Below are 16,868 nucleotides of genomic sequence, written 5' to 3'. Positions count from 1 at the left end.
CTCGCAACGGCCGGACTAGCTCAGGCCGTTGTTGATCGCGGTGACCAGCTCACCGTTGCTGGTGTCGCCGCTGAACTCCCAGAAGAACGCGCCGCCGAGGCCCTGGTTCTTCACGTAGGTCATCTTGCCCGCGATGGTGGACGGGGTGTCGTAGCTCCACCAGTTGCTGCCGCAGTGGGCGTACGCGGTGCCCGCGACGGTGCCGGTGACCGGGCAGCTGTTCTTGAGGACCTTGTAGTCCTCGTTGCCCGCCTCGTACGTGCCCGGTGCGGCGCCGGTCGCCGAGCCGCCGGGGGCGTCCTGCGTGACACCGGTCCAGCCGCGGCCGTAGAAGCCGATGCCCAGGTTGAGCTTGTTCGACGGGATGCCCTTGCTCTTCAGCTTCTGGATCGCCGCGTCGGAGTAGAACCCGGCGATCGGGATGCCGCTGTAGGAGGTGAGCGGGGAGTGCGGGGCGGTCGGGCCGTCCGCGTCGAAGGCGCCGAAGTAGTCGTACGTCATCACGTTGTAGTAGTTCACGTACTGCGCGGCGCCCGCGTAGTCGGCGGCGTCGATCTTGCCGCCGTTGGTGCCGTCGGCGGTGATGGCCGCGGTGACCAGGTTGCTGGAGCCGAAGCGGGTGCGCAGCGCGGACATCAGGGTCTTGAACGACGAGGCCCCGCTGGTGTCGCAGCTCAGCCCGCAGGCGTTGGGGTACTCCCAGTCGATGTCGATGCCGTCGAAGACGTCGGCCCAGCGCGGGTCCTCGACCAGGCTGTAGCAGGAGTTGGCGAAGGCGGTCGGGTTGGCGGCCGCCTGGGCGAAGCCGCCGGACCAGGTCCAGCCGCCGAACGACCACAGGATCTTGATGTTCGGGTACTGCTTCTTCAGCTTGCGCAGCTGGTTGAAGCTGCCGCGCAGCGCGCCGGTGTCCCAGGTGTCGGCGACGCCGTCGACGCTCTGGTCCGCGGTGTAGGCCTTGTCGTAGTCGGCATAGGAGTCGCCGATGGCGCACTGGCCGTTGGTGACGTTGCCGAAGGCGTAGTTGATGTGGGTCAGCTTGCTCGCCGAGCCGGAGGTCACCAGGTTCTTGACGTGGTAGTTGCGTCCGTAGACGCCCCACTCGGCGAAGTAGCCGAGCCGGATCTTGTTCCCCGCGGGGCCGGTGGGGGTCGGGGTGGGGGTCGGGGTGGGCGTGGGCGTGGGTGTGGGCGTCGGGGTAGGTGTCGGGGTCGGGTCGACGCCGCCGCCGGTGCAGGAGCCGCCGTTGAGCTTGCAGCCGCTGGGGCTGCCGCTGCCCGCGCCGTTGAAGCCGAAGCTGACGCTGGCGCCCGGGGCCAGGGTGCCGTTCCAGCTCTTGTTCCTGGCGGTCCAGTGGGTGCCGGAGCTGGTGACGTCGGCGTCCCACGCCGAGGTCACCGAGGTTCCGGAGGGGTAGTCCCACTCGACGGTCCAGCTACTGATGCTGGTGGTGCCGCTGTTGGTGATGGTCCACTTGCCCTCGAACCCCGTTCCCCAGTCCTGGGTCTTGGTGTACGTGGCGGTGGTGCCCGCGGCGTGCGCCGGGGTGGCCAGACCGACCAGTGCCGCGACGGGCAGCAGCAGCGCGGTGAAACCCGCGACCGCCGAGGCCCGCAGGCGTCTGATGCGTGAGGTGCGTGGGGTGTCTCCAGTGCTCAAGGGGTGCTCCTCGAGTGGGGGGCCGACGGGGAAACCTTGCCGCCTGGCGGGCCGTTGACGCGATGTCATGCCCACCACAGTTCACTCGCAGAGCGTAGAAAGGTCTGGACCAGCCGGTCAATAGGTCTGGACCATCGGAAATGGAGTCGGTCAGACCCGTTCGTGCAGCGGGATCCCGCCCGCGTCGGTACCGGCACCGGTGCCCGGACCCTGGCCGTCCAGGAACTGCTCGGCCCAGATGATCTTCCCCTCGCCCGTGTAGCGGGTCCCCCAGCGCTGGGCGAACTGGGAGATCAGGAAGAGCCCCCGGCCGCCCTCGTCCAGGGTGCGGGGATGCCGCAGGTGCGGCGAGGTGCTGCTGGAGTCCGAGACCTCGCAGATCAGCGCCCGTTGCAGGATCAGCCGCAGCCGGATGGGACCGGAGGCGTGCCGGATCGCGTTGGTGACCAGCTCGCTCACCACGAGTTCGGTCGTGAACGCGAGACCGGGCAGCCCCCACTGGTCGAGCTGCCGGGTGGACATCTCACGGGCCCGGCCCACCACGGCCGGGTCGCTGGCCAGCTCCCAGGAGGCGACGCGGCCCGCGTCGAGACTGTGCGTCCTGGCCAGCAGCAGCGCCACGTCGTCCGTCGGCCGTGTCGGGGCGAGTTCGTCGACGACGCTGCGGCACAGGCCGTCCAGCGGGAGGTCGCCGCCCTCCAGCGCCGCGCGCAGCCGGTCGCGCCCGGTGTCCTGCAAGGTCATGGCGTTCGGATTGCCCGGGGAGGCGAGCAGGCCGTCGGTGTAGAGGGCCAGCACGCTGCCCTCCTCGAGCGTCAACTCCGCGGATTCGAAGGGCAGTCCGCCCAGACCCAGCGAGGGCCCGATCGGCACGTCCGGAAAGAGCACCGCGTCACGTCCCGGCGACAGCACCGCGGGCGGCAGATGCCCGGCACTGGCCATGGCGCACTGCCGGCTCACCGGGTCGTACGTCACGTACAGGCAGCTCGACCCGAGCACCCCGGCGTCCCCGCCCGCCGGCAGGGCGTCGCGCTGCTCCCTGGCCACCTGCACCACCAGGTCGTCCAGGTGCGCCATCAACTCCTCGGGCGGCAGGTCGAGATCGGCCAGCGTCCGCACCGCCGTGCGCAACTGCCCCATGGTGGCCGCCGCGTCGATACCGTGGCCGACCACCTCGCCGACCACCAGGGCGACCCGGGCGCCGGACAGCGGGACGACGTCGAACCAGTCCCCGCCCACCCCCGACAGCTCGTCGGCCGGACGGTAGTAGGTGGCCACGTCCACGGCGTCCTGCGGGGGGAAGACGTGCGGCAGCAGACTGCGCTGGAGCACCAGCGCGGCATCCCGCTCGCGCGTGTAGCGGCGGGCGTTGTCCACGCACACGGCGGCGCGCGCCATCACCTCCTCGGCCAGCCGCAGGTCCTCCGCGTCGAAGGGCTCGGCCCTGCGGACCCGGAAGAACAGGGTCACGCCGAGGGTGACCCCCCGGGCGCGGATCGGCACCACCATGGCGGTGTGCAGGCCGAGTTCGCCGAACCGCCGCGCCCGGCCCCCGGGCACGCCCGCGGACCACTCCAGCCCCAGCGGGTCGAGCCGGGGCGTGAACCACGACCGGCCGTCGGTCAGCGCCCGGATCGGCGGTGAGTCCGGCAGGTAGGCGGTGACCGCCCCGAAGCCGAAGGCCGGTTCCGGCTCGCCCTGCCGGGCCGCCCGCATGCCCGCGCGGCGCAGCGTCGTGGTGAGCGGGTCGTCGATCGGGCCGGGCTGCGGCTCGGCGCCCTTGATGACCGACTCCAGCAGCTCCACGGTCACGTAGTCGGCCAGGTCCGGCACCACCACGTCCGCCAGGTCCTGCGCGGTGTGCATGACGTCCAGCGTGCGGCCGATCTGCTCGCTCGCGCGGTCCAGCAGCGACAGCCGCTGGCGGGCCCGCCAGCGCTCGCTGATGTCGATCACGGAGTAGCAGACCCCGACCGGGACACCGCGCTCGTCCTCCAGGCGGACGAAGGACATCGAGTGCGCCTGCTCCCGGCGCGGGGCGGTACGAAAGCGGCCCACGTGCTCGTAGTCGATCACCGGCACGCCGGTCTCCAGGACCTGGCGCATCTGCGCCTCCAGCACCGTGGCGTTCAGACCGGGCTGGATCTCCGCGAGCCGCCGCCCGATCCGCTCCTGGGCGGGGCCGCCGCCGAACCGCTCCAGTGCCGCGTTCGACCACACGCAGCGCAGCTCGGTGTCGACCACCGCCAGCCCGATCGGCGTCTGGCCGACGATCCGCTCCAGCATCGTCGTGGTCAGCCCGGAGGCGTCCGAGCGCGCCGTGAGCGAGGAGTCCGCGGCCAGCACCAGCCAGCGGGCCCCGGAACCGGTGGCCTCCGCGGGCAGGGCCGCCACGCGTACACCGAGCGTCCGCACGGAGCCGTCCGCGTGCAGCAGCCGCAGCGCCCCGGTCCAGCCGCCCTCGGAACGGCAGCGCGAACGGATCTCCGGGAGCCGCGTCGTGTCCTGCGGGGCCAGCAGATCCTGCGCGGGCCGGCCCACGACCTCGTCGGCGGCGCGTCCGAGCAGCCGACACGCGGCCGGCGGCCAGGCCAGTACGAGGCCCCGGGCATCGAGCACCAGCGTGACGGCATCCGCCACGCCGGCGACCGCGTGTTCCTCGGGTGTCCCCATGGCCAGCCACTCCGTATCCGCCCGCAACGTTACGCTCCGTCCACCGTTCTTCCCACTCGGCGAGGACCGCCCATGGGATCACGGACATCGGGAAGGACGGGAAGGACGATGAGGAGCAGGCCCGCGGCGAAGGCGCCGGAGTCGGGTCCGTCGCGTCCCTGGTGATCGGCTGCCGCGGCCCCCGCGACTCAGGTTACTCGCGGGCCCCCGTCGCCGCCCGCCGCGTGCGGACCGCCGTTCGAACGGCGGCCGCGGCGGGGCGCGGGCGGACATGCGAACGGCGGCCCGGAGGCCGCCGTAGGACCGCGGTGTCCACGATCGGGCCGGCGCCGGGTCCCCGGCGCCGGCCCGCCGGGTTCAGCGGTTGATGCAGACGTTGCCCAGGGTCGGGTTGACCAGGGACAGGATGAGGTTGACGGAGTTGCCGCACACGTTGACCGGGATGTTCACCGGCACCTGGATGACGTTGCCGCTGATGACACCGGGGGAGCCGATGGCCTTGCCCTGGGCGTGGGAGCCGCCGTGCCCGTGGCCGTCGAGAGCGAGGGCGCCACCGGCGCTGCCGACGACGGCGGCACTCGCAGCGGCGGTGAGAGCGGCGGCCTTGGCGATACGGTTCACGAGCGTGGTTCCAATCAGTGATCACGGATGGGAACTGTCCAACGAGGCGCGCACGGGTGCCGATACGTCGCCGGGACGGTCGTCACCCGTTCGGCCCCTCCCGGCGTGCGGCCCGGTGTCCTGCGTGGCAGACGGGCGCCGGCGCGTCCCGGACGGCCGCGGCCTTGTGCCCGGGGGCGCCCCGTTGCCAGGGTGGCCGCATGTCCGACGACACCGGCACGGACGGTTGCCCGCCCCCTCCTGCCGAGGTGCTGGACGCGGCCTACGGCGCCTTCAGCGCCGCGGTCGCGACGATGGACAACCAGCTGTCGTGGCTGCCGACCGGCTGTGCCGGATGGTCGGTGCGCGACCTGCTCCTCCACTGCCTCGAGGACGCGCAGCGCGGTCCGGTCGCCCTGCACACACCTGCCGGGCGCCCGCCGGACCGGGATGCCGTCACCTCTTGGCAGGGCCTTCGGCGGGACGGCGCGGTGGACGCGATCGGCACCCGGGGATTCGTCAGGGTCTCCGCCGGCCTGTTCCTCCGCGTCGACCAGCTGCGCGACCTGTATCCGGGGACCGCGGCGGCGGTGACGCACGCCGCCCGGCGCGCGAGCGCCCGTGCACCCGTCGCGCCCCAGGGCCACGTGCTCAGCGCCGGCGATGTGATGCGCAGGCCGGCCGTGGAGGCGACGATCCATCACCTCGACCTCGTGGTGGGCCTGACCGGCACTCCGGGTCCTTCGGCGGCGGGCCACGGTGAGGTGCGCCGCACGCTCGACGGCCTCCTCGGCCGCCGGGTGCCGGCGGACTGGGACGACACGCGGTACGCACGCGCCGCCACCGGGCGGGCGCCCCTGAGCGACACCGACCGGGACCGGCTCGGCCCGATGGCCGCCCGTTTCCCGCTGCTCGCCCAGCCGCCCCGCACCCGGCGGATCGCGAAACTTCGCGGCTAGGCTGCACAAGTGTCCCTTGAGAGGGGGTGTGGCCCGTGTCAGGACGTCGTCTGCGGACCCTGCGCGCGCTGAGGAACTCGGCGAAGGAGCGGGCGAGGGCGAGGGCGGCCAAGCACGCCCGTCCCACGCCGCAGCCCGCGCCGCCCTCCGGCGCGGAGCACGTGTCCCTGGAGCCCGAGTCGCCCGACGCCGGCGGGGTGGCGGTCAGCAGCGTCATGGACGCCGGCCTCTACCGCGGCGGCCGCCGCATCGCGACCCCGTCCTCCCTCGCCGAGGCGTACGCGCAACTGCGCGCCGAACCGGGCGCGATGGCGTGGATCGGGCTGTTCCGGCCGACCGAGGCCGAGCTGGTCTCGCTGGCCAAGGAGTTCGACCTGCACCCGCTCGCGCTGGAGGACGCCATCCAGGCCCACCAGCGCCCCAAGCTGGAGCGGTACGGGGACACCCTGTTCGTCGTGCTGCGCGCGGCGCGCTATCTGGACCTCCCCGAGGAGGTCGACTTCGCGGAGCTGCACATCTTCGTCGGCCCCGGCTTCGTACTGACCGTGCGGCACGGCTCGGCGCCCGACCTGTCCGCGGTGCGCCGCCGCATGGAGAGCAACCCCGAGCTGCTCACGCTCGGCCCCGAGGCCGTGCTCTACGCGATACTCGACACGGTCGTCGACGGTTACGCGCCGGTCGTGGCGGGTGTCGAGAAGGACATGGAGGAGAGCGAGATCCAGGTCTTCGGCGGGGACCCGCAGGTCTCCCGCCGGATCTACGAGCTCTCCCAGGAGGTGCTGGAGTTCCAGCGCGCCACCCGGCCGCTCACCCCGATGCTGGAGGGGCTCCAGGCGGGCTTCGAGAAGTACGGCACCGGCGAGGAGCTCCAGCGCTACCTGCGCGACGTCGCCGACCACGTCACCCACACCATCGAGCGCGTCGACGGCTTCCGCCAGGCGCTCGGCGACCTGCTGACGCTCAACGCCACGCTCGTCGCCCAGCAGCAGAACGCCGAGATGCGGGCGCTGGCGGAAGCGGGCTTCGCGCAGAACGAGGAGATCAAGAGGATCTCCTCATGGGCCGCCATCCTGTTCGCGCCCACGCTCGTCGGCACGATCTACGGCATGAACTTCGACCACATGCCCGAGCTGCACTGGCTGCTCGGCTACCCCTTCGCGATCGTGCTGATGGGCGTGGTCTGCGTCAGCCTCTACCTGGTGTTCAAGCGGCGCGACTGGCTCTGACGGGCCGTGGCCGACCGGCCGGCGGCCGGGTCCGCGGTCAGATCCGCGGGTGCGCCGAGATGTGGGTGACCTCCTCGATCTCGTGCGCCGCCTTCCCCAGCAGCTGCCGGGCCAGATCGTTCAGCGCCCGCGCGGCGGCGAGTTCCTCGCCGACCCGGTCCTGGGAGGGGTCGGCGGGATGGCGGTTGGCGTGGCCGTGCGACCTGACCTCCGTGCCGTCCGGGAGGCGGAGCAGCGCCGCGGCCTTGGTCCTGGCCCCTTCCTCATGGAAGTCCATCTCGATGTGCCATCCGACGAGGGTCTGCATGACGTGCACCTCCTGCGGTCCCCGGTGTCCCTTCCAGGGTGCGCCCTCTCGCGGAACTGCTCCACCAGGGTGACGATGGACGCAAGGAAGAGGCGACTTACGCCATGGAGGAGGCGCCGTCATGACCACGGCCCTGGACATCATGCATCCCGGCGCCATGTGCATCGGTGAGCGCGAGAACCTGGCCGACGCGGCCCGGATCATGAGCGAGCAGGGGGTCGGTGCCCTGCCGATCTGCGGGGACGACGACGTCCTGGTCGGCATCGTCACCGACCGGGACATCGTGCTGAAGTGCGTCGCGGAGGGGCGCGACCCGTCCGAGGTGACCTGCGGCGAACTCGCCCAGGGACGGCCGGAGATCATCGAGGGCGACGAGGAGGTGGACCGGATCCTCGAAGTGATGGAGGAGGCCAGGGTCCGCCGGCTCCCGGTCATCGACCACCCCGCGCACCGGCTGATCGGCATGATCAGCGAGGCGGACATCGCCCGCCACCTGGAGAAGGAGCGCGTCGCCGAGTTCGTCACGGCGATCTGCGCCGACTAGACCGCGGGACCGGGGGCGCTCTCCGGCGGGCCCTGCGGGTCGGTGCGCAGGCGCGCCAGCGCCGCGTCGAGGTCCGCGACCGGCCGGAAGGCGCTCATGAGCCCGGTGGCGCGCAGGATGCGCAACGTCATGGGGCGGGCGCAGACGAGCTGGACGGCCCCGCCGTGGGAGAGGACGCGCCGGCGGGCCCGGCACAGCACCGAGATCCCCGAGCAGTCGATGAAGCGGACCCGGCCGAGGTCGATCACCAGGGACGGGCCGGGAGCCTGGGTGAGCTCGTCGAGGACCGGGGTGATCGCCACCGCCGCCTCGACGTCGATCTCCCCGCTGAGTTCCACCACGAGGCACCCGTTGCGTTCGTAGGTGCGCAGGTACCGGTCCACCGGAGCATGAGATCACCGGGCCGATGAACTGATCGGCATGTCAAGGATCACTTCACTCGATCGGGTGAAATGCAAGAAAACCCGTGAAATACCCGCTCGTTCGGGGAAACCGCGGGGCGGTCACATCGCGTGGAGGATGCCGTTCAGCCGGTCCCGTGTGGCCTGCGGCGAGAGGCTGTCCGAGCACAGCTTCTCCATCACGACGTGGTACTGGTCCACTTCGTCCCGCTTGTCGATGTACATGGCACCGGTCAATTGCTCGACATAGACGACATCGGAGACATCCGATTCCGGGAAAGTCAGCTGCGTGAAGGTGCCGCTCGCGCCCGCCGAATAGCCGGTGAACTCCAGCGGCAGCAGCTGCACCGTGACATTCGGCTGGTGGGACACCTCCACGAGATGCCGCAACTGGGCGCGCATGACCTCGGCGCCCCCGAAACTGCGCCGCACCACCGCCTCGTCCATCACCGCGACGATTGCCGGGGCGTTCTCACTGGTGAGCAGCTTCTGCCGCTTGTGCCGCAGGTCCAGCCGGCGCTCGATCTCCTCGGCCGGCGCCCCCGGACGGCCCAGCTCGATGACGGCGCGGCTGTACTCGTCGGCCTGGAGCAGGCCGTGCACGAACTGGCTCTCGAAGCTGCGGATGCGTGCGGCCGACTCCTCCAGGCCCACGTACGTCTGGAACCAGGAGGGCAGGACGTCGCCGAAGCCGTGCCACCAGCCGGCGATGTTGGCCTCGCGGACCAGCCCGAGCAGCGTGGAGCGCTCGGCGTCGTCGGAGATCCCGTAGAGCGTGAGCAGATCGGCCACGTCGCGCTCCTTGAAGCTCACGCGCCCGAGCTCCATCCGGCTGATCTTCGACTCGGACGCACGGATGGACCAGCCGGCGGCCTCACGGGTGATGCCCTTGGATTCGCGCAGCCTGCGCAGCTGCGAGCCCAGGAGGATGCGGCGCACCATGGATCCGCTTCCCGACTGAACTGTGGTCATCTCCGCCTACCTTCTCCCCGTGGCATCCAGCAGTGTGCCACCTTTGCACTGCGTTGAGTACGCGATCGGTCACTCTCGATCGTCACTTCCGCCCCACCTGTATCGCAGCATGCAAATGCACGTGCATCCGCCCCTTGCATCGTCCAGCGGCCGTACGGGACGATGACGTACGTGCCGATACCGGGTGGTGCGCATGTGGACCGATAGCTCGACGGGACTGCAGCCGTTATGGAATGGGCTGGCCCCCGAGCGGCTTTCGTCGTCGAGCGCCACCTCATGCCCGCTTCCGCCGCGCTATGAGGCGGTCGGTGACGCGCGCCGGTTCACCCGGTCCACCCTGCGCTCATGGAATCTGGACGCACTTCAGGACGGCGTGGAACTCGTCGCCTCGGAACTGGTCACCAACGCCCTGCGCTACGCGCTGCCCGAGGAGCCCACGGAGGGGTGCGTCCGGCTCAGCCTGGTGCGGTGGTCAACGCGCGTAGTCTGCGCGGTCCGCGATCCCAGCAGTCACGGGCCCGTCACCAAGGCGCCGGACTTCGTCGCGGAGTCCGGCCGGGGGCTCCACCTGGTGGAGTCCTTCAGCGAGACCTGGGGCTGGCACCCGCTGAGCGGGGCCGGCAAGGTCGTCTGGGCGCTGTTCGCACTGCCGGAGCCGGAGGATGCCGACGCGGCGTCACTTTAAGTGACGTCTGCGGTCAGTTCGCCACAAAGTGATCGAACTCCCCGTTCTTCATCCCGAGAATGAGGGATTCGATCTCTTCCTTCGTGTATATCAGCGCCGGTCCGTCCGGAAAACGTGAATTGCGGACGGCCACGCCACCGCCCGGCAGCGCCGCCAGTTCCACGCACTGTCCGTTGGCATTGCTGTGCCGGCTCTTCTGCCACACCACTCCGGAGAGATCGGACGCGGCCATGCCGTTGTACGTGTGGCGCATGCTTCTCTCCAGATTAAGTACCGTGCAGGACAGGGGAGATGATAGCCAGAGATCGAAGTCACGTGCATCTGCACGTGCAAGTGCACGTGCAGTCACTCAGGGTGAATGCACCAGCCAACGAAGACCGCAACGACCCGCCGCGCGGAACTGTCCCCACCGTATGCGACGGCCCCGGACGGGAATCGGATTCCCGGCCGGGGCCGCGTTATGCAAAATGCCGCCGCGACGGCGCCGGATCACTCCTGACCGGCGGGGATCCTGCCGAGCCGGCCCGCCTGGAAGTCCTCGAAGGCCTGGGCGAGTTCGGCGTGGGTGTTCATCACGAACGGGCCGTACTGCATCATCGGCTCGCGGATCGGCAGGCCGCCGAGAAGCACGACCTCGAAGTTGGGGCTGCGCGATTCCTGGGTCTCGTCGGCGGCGATGGTGAGCGAGTCACCGCGTCCGAAGACCACGGCCTGCCCCATTCGGAACGGCCGGTTCTCCGGGCCCGCGGTGCCACGGCCGGCCAGGCCGTACGCCAGGGCGTTGAAGTCCGCGCGCCAGGGCAGCGTCACCCGGGCACCGGGGTTCACCGACACGTGCAGCATGGTGATCGGGGTGTGCGTGGCGCCCGGGCCCTGGTGGCCGTCGATGTCGCCCGCGATGATCCGGATGAGGGCGCCGCCGTCCTCGGAGGCCAGCATCTTGACGTTGCCGCCGCGGATGTCCTGGTACTTCGGCGCGATCATCTTGTCCTTGGCCGGCAGGTTCACCCACAGCTGCAGACCGTGGAAGAGACCGCCGCTCATGACCAGCGACTCCGGCGGGGTCTCGATGTGCAGCAGGCCGCTGCCCGCCGTCATCCACTGGGTGTCACCGTCGCTGATGGTGCCGCCGCCGCCGTGCGAGTCCTGGTGGATGAAGGCGCCGTCCATGATGTACGTGACGGTCTCGAAGCCGCGGTGCGGGTGCCAGGGGGTGCCCTTGGGCTCGCCCGGCGCGTACTCCACCTCGCCCATCTGGTCCATCATGATGAACGGGTCGAGGTTCTTGTAGTCGATCCCGGCGAAGGCCCGGCGCACCGGGAAGCCCTCGCCCTCGAAGCCGCTCGGGGCGGTCGTCACCTGCAGCGCGCGACGCGCGTTCGCGCCCGCCGGAGCGGTGACACGCGGCAGGGTCAACGGGTTCTCGACGGTCACTGCGGGCATGGTCCGGATCCTCCTCGGTTAGTTCAACGTTCAACATAGTTGAACCCGCAACATCCCGCAAGCATTCCCAGGGTGTTTGTCCGGTTACCGCCCCCCACGAGGGCGGCGGCCAGGTGTCACAGGTGTCGCAGGTGTCAGCCGTACATCCGGCGCATCGTGAACTCCACCATCTGCTCCACGGCCTTGGCGTCGAACACCATCCGGTGCTCGCCCTCCATGTCCAGCACGAAGCCGTAGCCGGTCGGCAGCAGGTCCAGCACCTCGGCACCGGTGATGACGAAGTACTTGGACTCCTTGCCCGCGTACCGGCGCAGCTGCTTGAGCGAGGAGAACATCGGGATCACCGGCTGCTGCGTGTCGTGCAGCGCCAGGAAGCCCGGGTTGTCACCGCGCGGGCAGTACACCTTGGAGGTGGCGAAGACCGCCTGGAAGTCCTCGGCCGACATCGAGCCGGTCGTGAACGCGCGCACCGCGTCCGCGAGCGACGGCGGCGACGGTTCGGGGTACCCCCCGCCCATCGGCGCACCACCCATGGGCGCCCCGCCCATCGGGGGCGCGGCACCCGCCATCGCGTTCTGGTCGTAGCCGTACACGGGGGCAAGCGTATCGGGCCGCTAGCCCGCTGTGGGCGCTGTGGGCGCCTCGTACAGCTCGAACCAGATCGACTTCCCGTCACCCAGCGGATCCACGCCCCAGGCGTCCGCCAGGCCCTGGACGAGCAGCAACCCGCGCCCGGACGAGGCCGTCTCCCCGGGCGTGCGCAGGTGCGGCATCTCGTCGCAGCGGTCCCGCACGTCCACCCGCAGCCGCCGCCGGCCGCCCGGCATCCCCCGCAGCTGGGCGGAGAGGGCGGCGTCCTCGTCCGTGTGCAGCAGCACGTTGGAGGTCAGTTCCGAGACCAGCAGCACCGCCGCGTCGACCTGCTCGGCACACGTCCAGTCGTGCAGGAGCGCGCGGACCTCCTCGCGGGCCGCCGCGACCTCCCGGGGGTCGGTCTGGGAGACGGTGAGCACACTGCGGCGCAGCGGCACCTCGCAGACCGGCGCACCGGCGGTGCGGCGCAGGAGCAGCAGCGCGATGTCGTCCTGGCGGCGGTCGGCGAGCGGGCCGGTCGTGTGGTGGGAGGCGGGCCCGTGGACCGCGCCGACCATCGCGTCGGCCAGCGCCTCCAGATCGTCGGCGGGGCCGGACTCCAGCACGGGGCGCAGCCGCTCCCAGCCGCTGTCCAGGTCGTGGCCGCCGGTCTCGATCAGCCCGTCGGTGCAGATCAGCACGGTCTCGCCGGGCTCCAGGGTGAAGCGGGTGGTCGGGTAGTCCGAGTCCGGGGCGATGCCCAGTGGCAGACCGCCGGCCGTCCGGCGCGTCAGCACGGTGCCGTCCCGCAGCCGGACCGCCGGGTCCAGGTGCCCGGCCCGCACCACGTCCAGCGTGCCGCGCACCGGGTCGACCTCCATGTACACGCACGTCGCGAAGCGGTCGTCCTCGGTGCGCGAGCAGCCGGTCAGCCCGGCCAGGAAACGCGAGGTGCGCGACACCACCGCGTCGGGACCGTGCCCCTCCGCCGCGTACGCCCGCAGCGCGATCCGCAGCTGGCCCATCAGCCCGGCCGCCCGGACGTCGTGGCCCTGCACGTCGCCGATGACCAGCGCGGTGCGCCCGGAGGGCAGGTCGATCACGTCGTACCAGTCGCCGCCGACCTGCAGTCCGCCGCCGGTGGGCACATAGCGCGTGGTCACGGTCATGCCGTCGATGTGCGGACGGCGCGTGGGCAGCATCGTGTGCCGCAGGCCGTCGGAGAGCTCGCGCTCCGACTCGTGCACCTGCGCCCGCGACAGCGCCTGGGCGAGCATCCGCGCGACGGTGGTCAGCACCGAGCGCTCGTCGGGGGTGAAGGCGACGGGCTCGCGGAAGGCGGCCATCCACGCGCCGATCGACCGCCCGGCGACGACCAGCGGCAGATAGGCCCAGGAGCGCCGGCCGAAGCCCCGCACCAGCGGCCAGGTCGCCGGGAAGTCCGCCGCGTACGCCTCGGGGCTCGGCAGGTAGACCGCCTGGCCGGTGCGGGCGGCCACCGCCGCCGGGTAGTCGGTGGTCAGCGGCATCTCCACGAAGGGCGTCTCGGTGCCGGGCTGCTGCCCGTGGTGCCCGATGACCGACAGATGGTCGCCCCGTACGCAGAAGACCGCCAGCCCGTCCGGCGAGAAGCCGGGCATCGACAGGTGGGCGGCGACCCGCAGCACCTCCTGCGTGCTGTCGGCCTCGGCCAGCGCGCGGCCCGCGTCCAGGAGGAAGGCCTCGCGGGCCCGCCGCCGGTCGGCGGGCTCCCGCACGGCGGTGCTCACCCCGCCCGGGGGCGCCCCGGGTACCGCGGGCACCTCGTGCAGGGTGCCGACCATCTCCGCCGGCAGCCCGCCGGCGGAGTGCACGCCGCGGGTCCGCAGCGCGACCGTGCGCACCACGCTCCCGTCCGGGCCGACCACCCGCAGCAGGGACTCGGACGGCGTGCCCTCGGCCGTCGCCAGGGCCACCGCCGCCGACATGTCCACGTAGTCGCAGGCGTCGTAGCAGGCGCGGACCGTCCCCGAGCGCACCTTCTGCGGCCGGGGTGCCAGCCCGATCAGTCCCGCGCCGACCGCGTCGAGCTCCACCAGGTCGCTGGTGAGGTCCCAGCGCCATACGCCGATGCCGAGCGCGGACAGCACGTCCTCGATGCACATAGGCAGCATTGTCATATTTTAAGTTTGTTTGCACCCTTGATACGAATGGGGTCGCGGGTGCACGGGCCCGTAGACTGGGTGCGCCTCATCCCCGCACTCAGACGACTTGGACGAACGATGCATCGGTACCGGTCCCACACCTGCGGTGAGCTGCGAGCCACCGACGTAGACGCGGAAGTGCGCCTCAGTGGATGGCTGCACAATCGCCGGGATCTGGGCGGCATCCTCTTCGTCGATCTCCGTGACCACTACGGCGTGGTCCAGCTCGTCGCCCGACCGGGCTCGCCCGCGTACGAGGCCCTGAGCCACCAGTCGAAGGAGTCCGTGCTCCGCGTCGACGGCCGCGTGCTCGCCCGTACCGCGGAGAACGTCAACCCCGATCTGCCCACCGGCGAGGTCGAGGTCGAGGTCACCGAGCTGGAGGTGCTCGGCGCCGCCGACCAGCTGCCGTTCCCGGTCTTCCCCGAGGACAACGCCAACGAGGAGATGCGGCTCACCAACCGCTTCCTCGACCTGCGCCGCGCCCGCATGCACCGCAACATCATGCTGCGCACCCAGGTCATCAGCTTCCTGCGCCGCGAGATGACCGCGCTCGGCTTCAACGAGCTGGCCACCCCGATCCTGTCGGCGACCTCCCCCGAGGGCGCGCGCGACTTCCTGGTGCCCTCCCGCGTGCACGCCGGCAAGTTCTACGCGCTCCCGCAGGCCCCGCAGCAGTTCAAGCAGCTGCTGATGATCGCGGGCTTCGACCGCTACTTCCAGATCGCGCCCTGCTTCCGCGACGAGGACAGCCGCGCCGACCGCTCGCCCGGCGAGTTCTACCAGCTCGACGTCGAGATGAGCTTCGTCGAGCAGGAGGACGTCTTCGGCGTCATCGAGAAGGTCATGACCGACCTCTTCGAGGAGTTCGGCGGCGGCCGCCACGTCACCTCGCCGTTCCCGCGGATCCCGTTCCGCGAGTCGATGGTGAAGTACGGCAACGACAAGCCCGACCTGCGCGCCAAGCTCGAACTGGTCGACGTCTCCGACCTGTTCGCCGACTCCGGCTTCAAGGCCTTCGCCGGCAAGCACGTCCGCGCCCTCCCGGTGCCGGACACCGCCGACCAGCCGCGCAAGTTCTTCGACGGCCTCGGCGACTACGCCGTCGAGCAGGGCGCCAAGGGCCTGGCCTGGGTGCGGGTCGGCGACGACCTCTCCCTCACCGGCCCGATCGCCAAGTTCCTCACCGAGGACGACGTCAAGGCACTGCTCGCCGCCGTCGACGCCAAGCCGGGCCACGCGGTCTTCTTCGGCGCCGGCGAGTTCGACGAGGTCTCCAAGATCATGAGCGCGGTCCGCGTCGAGGCCGCCAAGCGGGCCGGGCAGTTCGAGGAGGACGTGTTCCGCTTCTGCTGGATCGTCGACTTCCCGATGTTCGAGAAGAACGAGGACACCGGCCAGATCGAGTTCTCCCACAACCCGTTCTCCATGCCGCAGGGCGGCCTGGAGGCGCTGCAGACCAAGGACCCGCTGGACATCCTTGCGTGGCAGTACGACATCGTCTGCAACGGCGTCGAGCTCTCCTCCGGCGCCATCCGGAACCACGAACCGGACGTCATGTACAAGGCGTTCGAGATCGCCGGCTACACCCGTGAGACCGTCGAGCACGAGTTCGGCGGCATGCTCCGCGCCTTCCACTTCGGCGCCCCGCCGCACGGCGGCATCGCCCCGGGCGTCGACCGCATGGTCATGCTGCTCGCGGACGAGCCCAACATCCGCGAGACCATCGCCTTCCCGCTCAACCAGAACGCCCAGGACCTGCTGATGGGCGCCCCGAGCGAGGTCGACGAGGCCCGGCTGCGCGAGCTGCACCTCGCGCTGCGGCTACCCCCCGTGAAGCCCGAGAAGAAGGCCTGACGGCCCGCCGCACGCATCGACGCCGAGGGGCCCGGAACCTGTTGGTTCCGGGCCCCTCGGCGTTTCGGGCGTCCGACGGCCCGCACCGCACCGGTCAGCCGACGACCTCGACCGCGCAGCGGATCCCGGCGGCCCGGGCCATCCGTCCGTCGGTGGTGAGCAGCGGGCAGCCGTACACCTCCGCGGCGGCCACGTACGCCGCGTCGTACGCGGTGAGGTCGCCCCGGAGTTCCCACACACGGGGCAGCAGAACCCGGGTCAACGGGACAACGGGGTCGAGCTCGCGGAGTGCCTCCACCGCGTCCGCGGCATGGTCGGCCGTGATCTTGCCGCCGAGCAGATTGCCGCGGATCACGGACATGACCTCGATCGTCCAGTGCTGCGGCGCGATCCAGCGGTCGTCCGCCGCCAGGGCGCTCCGGCAACGCCCACCGGTCGCGCCGTCGTCCAGGAGGGAGAAGGCGAAGACGGACGCATCGACGACGATCACTCGTCGCCGCCCGGCACTCCGAGCTCCGCGTCCCGTTCCGCCCGCGCCGTACGCAACGCGTCCGTGACGTCGCTTCCGGAAAGCCGCGTGCCGTACGTGGACCTCGAGAACCGCTCGAGGACGGCCAGGTTGTCCCTGCGCCGCACCTCGTCGCGGACGAGGTCGAGCAGGTACGCCTGAAGCGACTGCCCTCGTTCCTCCGCTATGGCCGCAAGTCGGTCACGCAGGTCCTCGGGCACATCGCGGATCTGAAGAGCAACCATGGGGAGAGTGTCGCACGGGTGCATGCATGTGTG

General features: G+C 71.1%; 17 protein-coding genes. 5 read left to right on the top strand and 12 right to left on the bottom strand.

Translation table 11 applies throughout. From position 1 onward, the window contains the following. Positions 1-15: 15 nt before the first annotated feature. The 3 genes from ACIP64_RS20510 to ACIP64_RS20500 form a co-directional block, all read right to left on the bottom strand. Complete coding sequence (locus tag ACIP64_RS20510; RefSeq protein ID WP_401588552.1) at positions 16-1,659, bottom strand: glycosyl hydrolase family 18 protein; 1,644 nt, start codon at positions 1,657-1,659, stop codon at positions 16-18. A 150-nt stretch (positions 1,660-1,809) separates the two neighbouring features. Beyond that, a complete protein-coding gene (locus tag ACIP64_RS20505; protein WP_401588550.1) occupies positions 1,810-4,332 on the bottom strand; it encodes a SpoIIE family protein phosphatase in 2,523 nt (840 codons plus the stop codon). A 357-nt stretch (positions 4,333-4,689) separates the two neighbouring features. Continuing rightward, a complete protein-coding gene (locus tag ACIP64_RS20500) occupies positions 4,690-4,953 on the bottom strand; it encodes a chaplin (RefSeq protein WP_360904804.1) in 264 nt (87 codons plus the stop codon). Positions 4,954-5,153: 200 nt separating this feature from the next. Between ACIP64_RS20500 and ACIP64_RS20495 the strand changes: the two genes are divergently transcribed. Together ACIP64_RS20495 and ACIP64_RS20490 are read left to right on the top strand one after the other, a co-directional pair. Beyond that, entirely contained in the window at positions 5,154-5,891 is a 738-nt protein-coding gene (locus tag ACIP64_RS20495) for a maleylpyruvate isomerase N-terminal domain-containing protein (protein WP_401588546.1), read from the top strand. A 35-nt stretch (positions 5,892-5,926) separates the two neighbouring features. Then, a complete protein-coding gene (locus tag ACIP64_RS20490; RefSeq protein WP_401588543.1) occupies positions 5,927-7,117 on the top strand; it encodes a magnesium and cobalt transport protein CorA in 1,191 nt (396 codons plus the stop codon). A gap of 37 nt (positions 7,118-7,154) precedes the next feature. On the opposite strand, the gene ACIP64_RS20485 is transcribed toward ACIP64_RS20490, so the two are convergent. Next, positions 7,155-7,424 (bottom strand): DUF1876 domain-containing protein, encoded by a 270-nt coding sequence (locus tag ACIP64_RS20485; RefSeq protein WP_360904798.1) that lies wholly within the window; start codon positions 7,422-7,424, stop codon positions 7,155-7,157. 121 nt (positions 7,425-7,545) lie between these two features. On the opposite strand from ACIP64_RS20485, the gene ACIP64_RS20480 reads away from it, so the two are divergent. Beyond that, the gene (locus tag ACIP64_RS20480; RefSeq protein WP_401588539.1) at positions 7,546-7,968 is read left to right on the top strand and encodes a CBS domain-containing protein; all 423 of its coding nucleotides are present in this window, start codon (positions 7,546-7,548) and stop codon (positions 7,966-7,968) included. Here the strand turns inward: ACIP64_RS20480 and ACIP64_RS20475 are convergent. Both ACIP64_RS20475 and ACIP64_RS20470 read right to left on the bottom strand, forming a co-directional pair. After that, a complete protein-coding gene (locus ACIP64_RS20475) occupies positions 7,965-8,351 on the bottom strand; it encodes an STAS domain-containing protein (protein ID WP_401588537.1) in 387 nt (128 codons plus the stop codon). The two genes, ACIP64_RS20480 and ACIP64_RS20475, sit on opposite strands and share 4 nt — an antisense overlap. Positions 8,352-8,471: 120 nt before the next feature. Further along, positions 8,472-9,341 (bottom strand): helix-turn-helix domain-containing protein, encoded by an 870-nt coding sequence (locus ACIP64_RS20470; RefSeq protein ID WP_401588534.1) that lies wholly within the window; start codon positions 9,339-9,341, stop codon positions 8,472-8,474. Between the two features lie 193 nt (positions 9,342-9,534). On the opposite strand from ACIP64_RS20470, the gene ACIP64_RS20465 reads away from it, so the two are divergent. Continuing rightward, a complete protein-coding gene (locus ACIP64_RS20465) occupies positions 9,535-10,026 on the top strand; it encodes an ATP-binding protein (RefSeq protein ID WP_401588531.1) in 492 nt (163 codons plus the stop codon). Between the two features lie 13 nt (positions 10,027-10,039). On the opposite strand, the gene ACIP64_RS20460 is transcribed toward ACIP64_RS20465, so the two are convergent. The 4 genes from ACIP64_RS20460 to ACIP64_RS20445 all read right to left on the bottom strand — a co-directional run bounded on the left by ACIP64_RS20460 (position 10,040) and on the right by ACIP64_RS20445 (position 14,186). Next, positions 10,040-10,279, bottom strand: coding sequence for a DUF397 domain-containing protein (locus tag ACIP64_RS20460; RefSeq protein ID WP_360904782.1), 240 nt, complete (start codon positions 10,277-10,279; stop codon positions 10,040-10,042). A 236-nt stretch (positions 10,280-10,515) separates the two neighbouring features. Then, on the bottom strand, positions 10,516-11,469 hold the full coding sequence (locus tag ACIP64_RS20455; RefSeq protein WP_401588528.1) for a pirin family protein: 954 nt from the start codon (positions 11,467-11,469) through the stop codon (positions 10,516-10,518). A gap of 134 nt (positions 11,470-11,603) precedes the next feature. Next, positions 11,604-12,062: an SseB family protein gene (locus ACIP64_RS20450; RefSeq protein ID WP_401588525.1), complete on the bottom strand. Its 459-nt coding sequence runs from the start codon at positions 12,060-12,062 to the stop codon at positions 11,604-11,606. A 21-nt stretch (positions 12,063-12,083) separates the two neighbouring features. After that, on the bottom strand, positions 12,084-14,186 hold the full coding sequence (locus ACIP64_RS20445) for a SpoIIE family protein phosphatase (RefSeq protein ID WP_401588871.1): 2,103 nt from the start codon (positions 14,184-14,186) through the stop codon (positions 12,084-12,086). Between the two features lie 117 nt (positions 14,187-14,303). Between ACIP64_RS20445 and aspS the strand changes: the two genes are divergently transcribed. Then, on the top strand, positions 14,304-16,082 hold the full coding sequence (gene aspS / locus ACIP64_RS20440; protein WP_401588522.1) for an aspartate--tRNA ligase: 1,779 nt from the start codon (positions 14,304-14,306) through the stop codon (positions 16,080-16,082). A 94-nt stretch (positions 16,083-16,176) separates the two neighbouring features. Here the strand turns inward: aspS and ACIP64_RS20435 are convergent, their stop codons facing one another. Together ACIP64_RS20435 and ACIP64_RS20430 are read right to left on the bottom strand one after the other, a co-directional pair. Continuing rightward, complete coding sequence (locus tag ACIP64_RS20435; protein WP_401588520.1) at positions 16,177-16,572, bottom strand: type II toxin-antitoxin system VapC family toxin; 396 nt, start codon at positions 16,570-16,572, stop codon at positions 16,177-16,179. Then, on the bottom strand, positions 16,569-16,835 hold the full coding sequence (locus tag ACIP64_RS20430) for a hypothetical protein (protein ID WP_401588517.1): 267 nt from the start codon (positions 16,833-16,835) through the stop codon (positions 16,569-16,571). The genes ACIP64_RS20435 and ACIP64_RS20430 overlap by 4 nt, the downstream gene beginning before the upstream one ends. Between the last annotated feature and the right edge of the window lie 33 nt (positions 16,836-16,868).

It is taken from the genome of Streptomyces sp. NPDC088733 (genome assembly GCF_044751185.1).
GTDB lineage: Bacteria > Actinomycetota > Actinomycetes > Streptomycetales > Streptomycetaceae > Actinacidiphila.
This window is presented reverse-complemented; position numbering and strand designations above follow the sequence as displayed.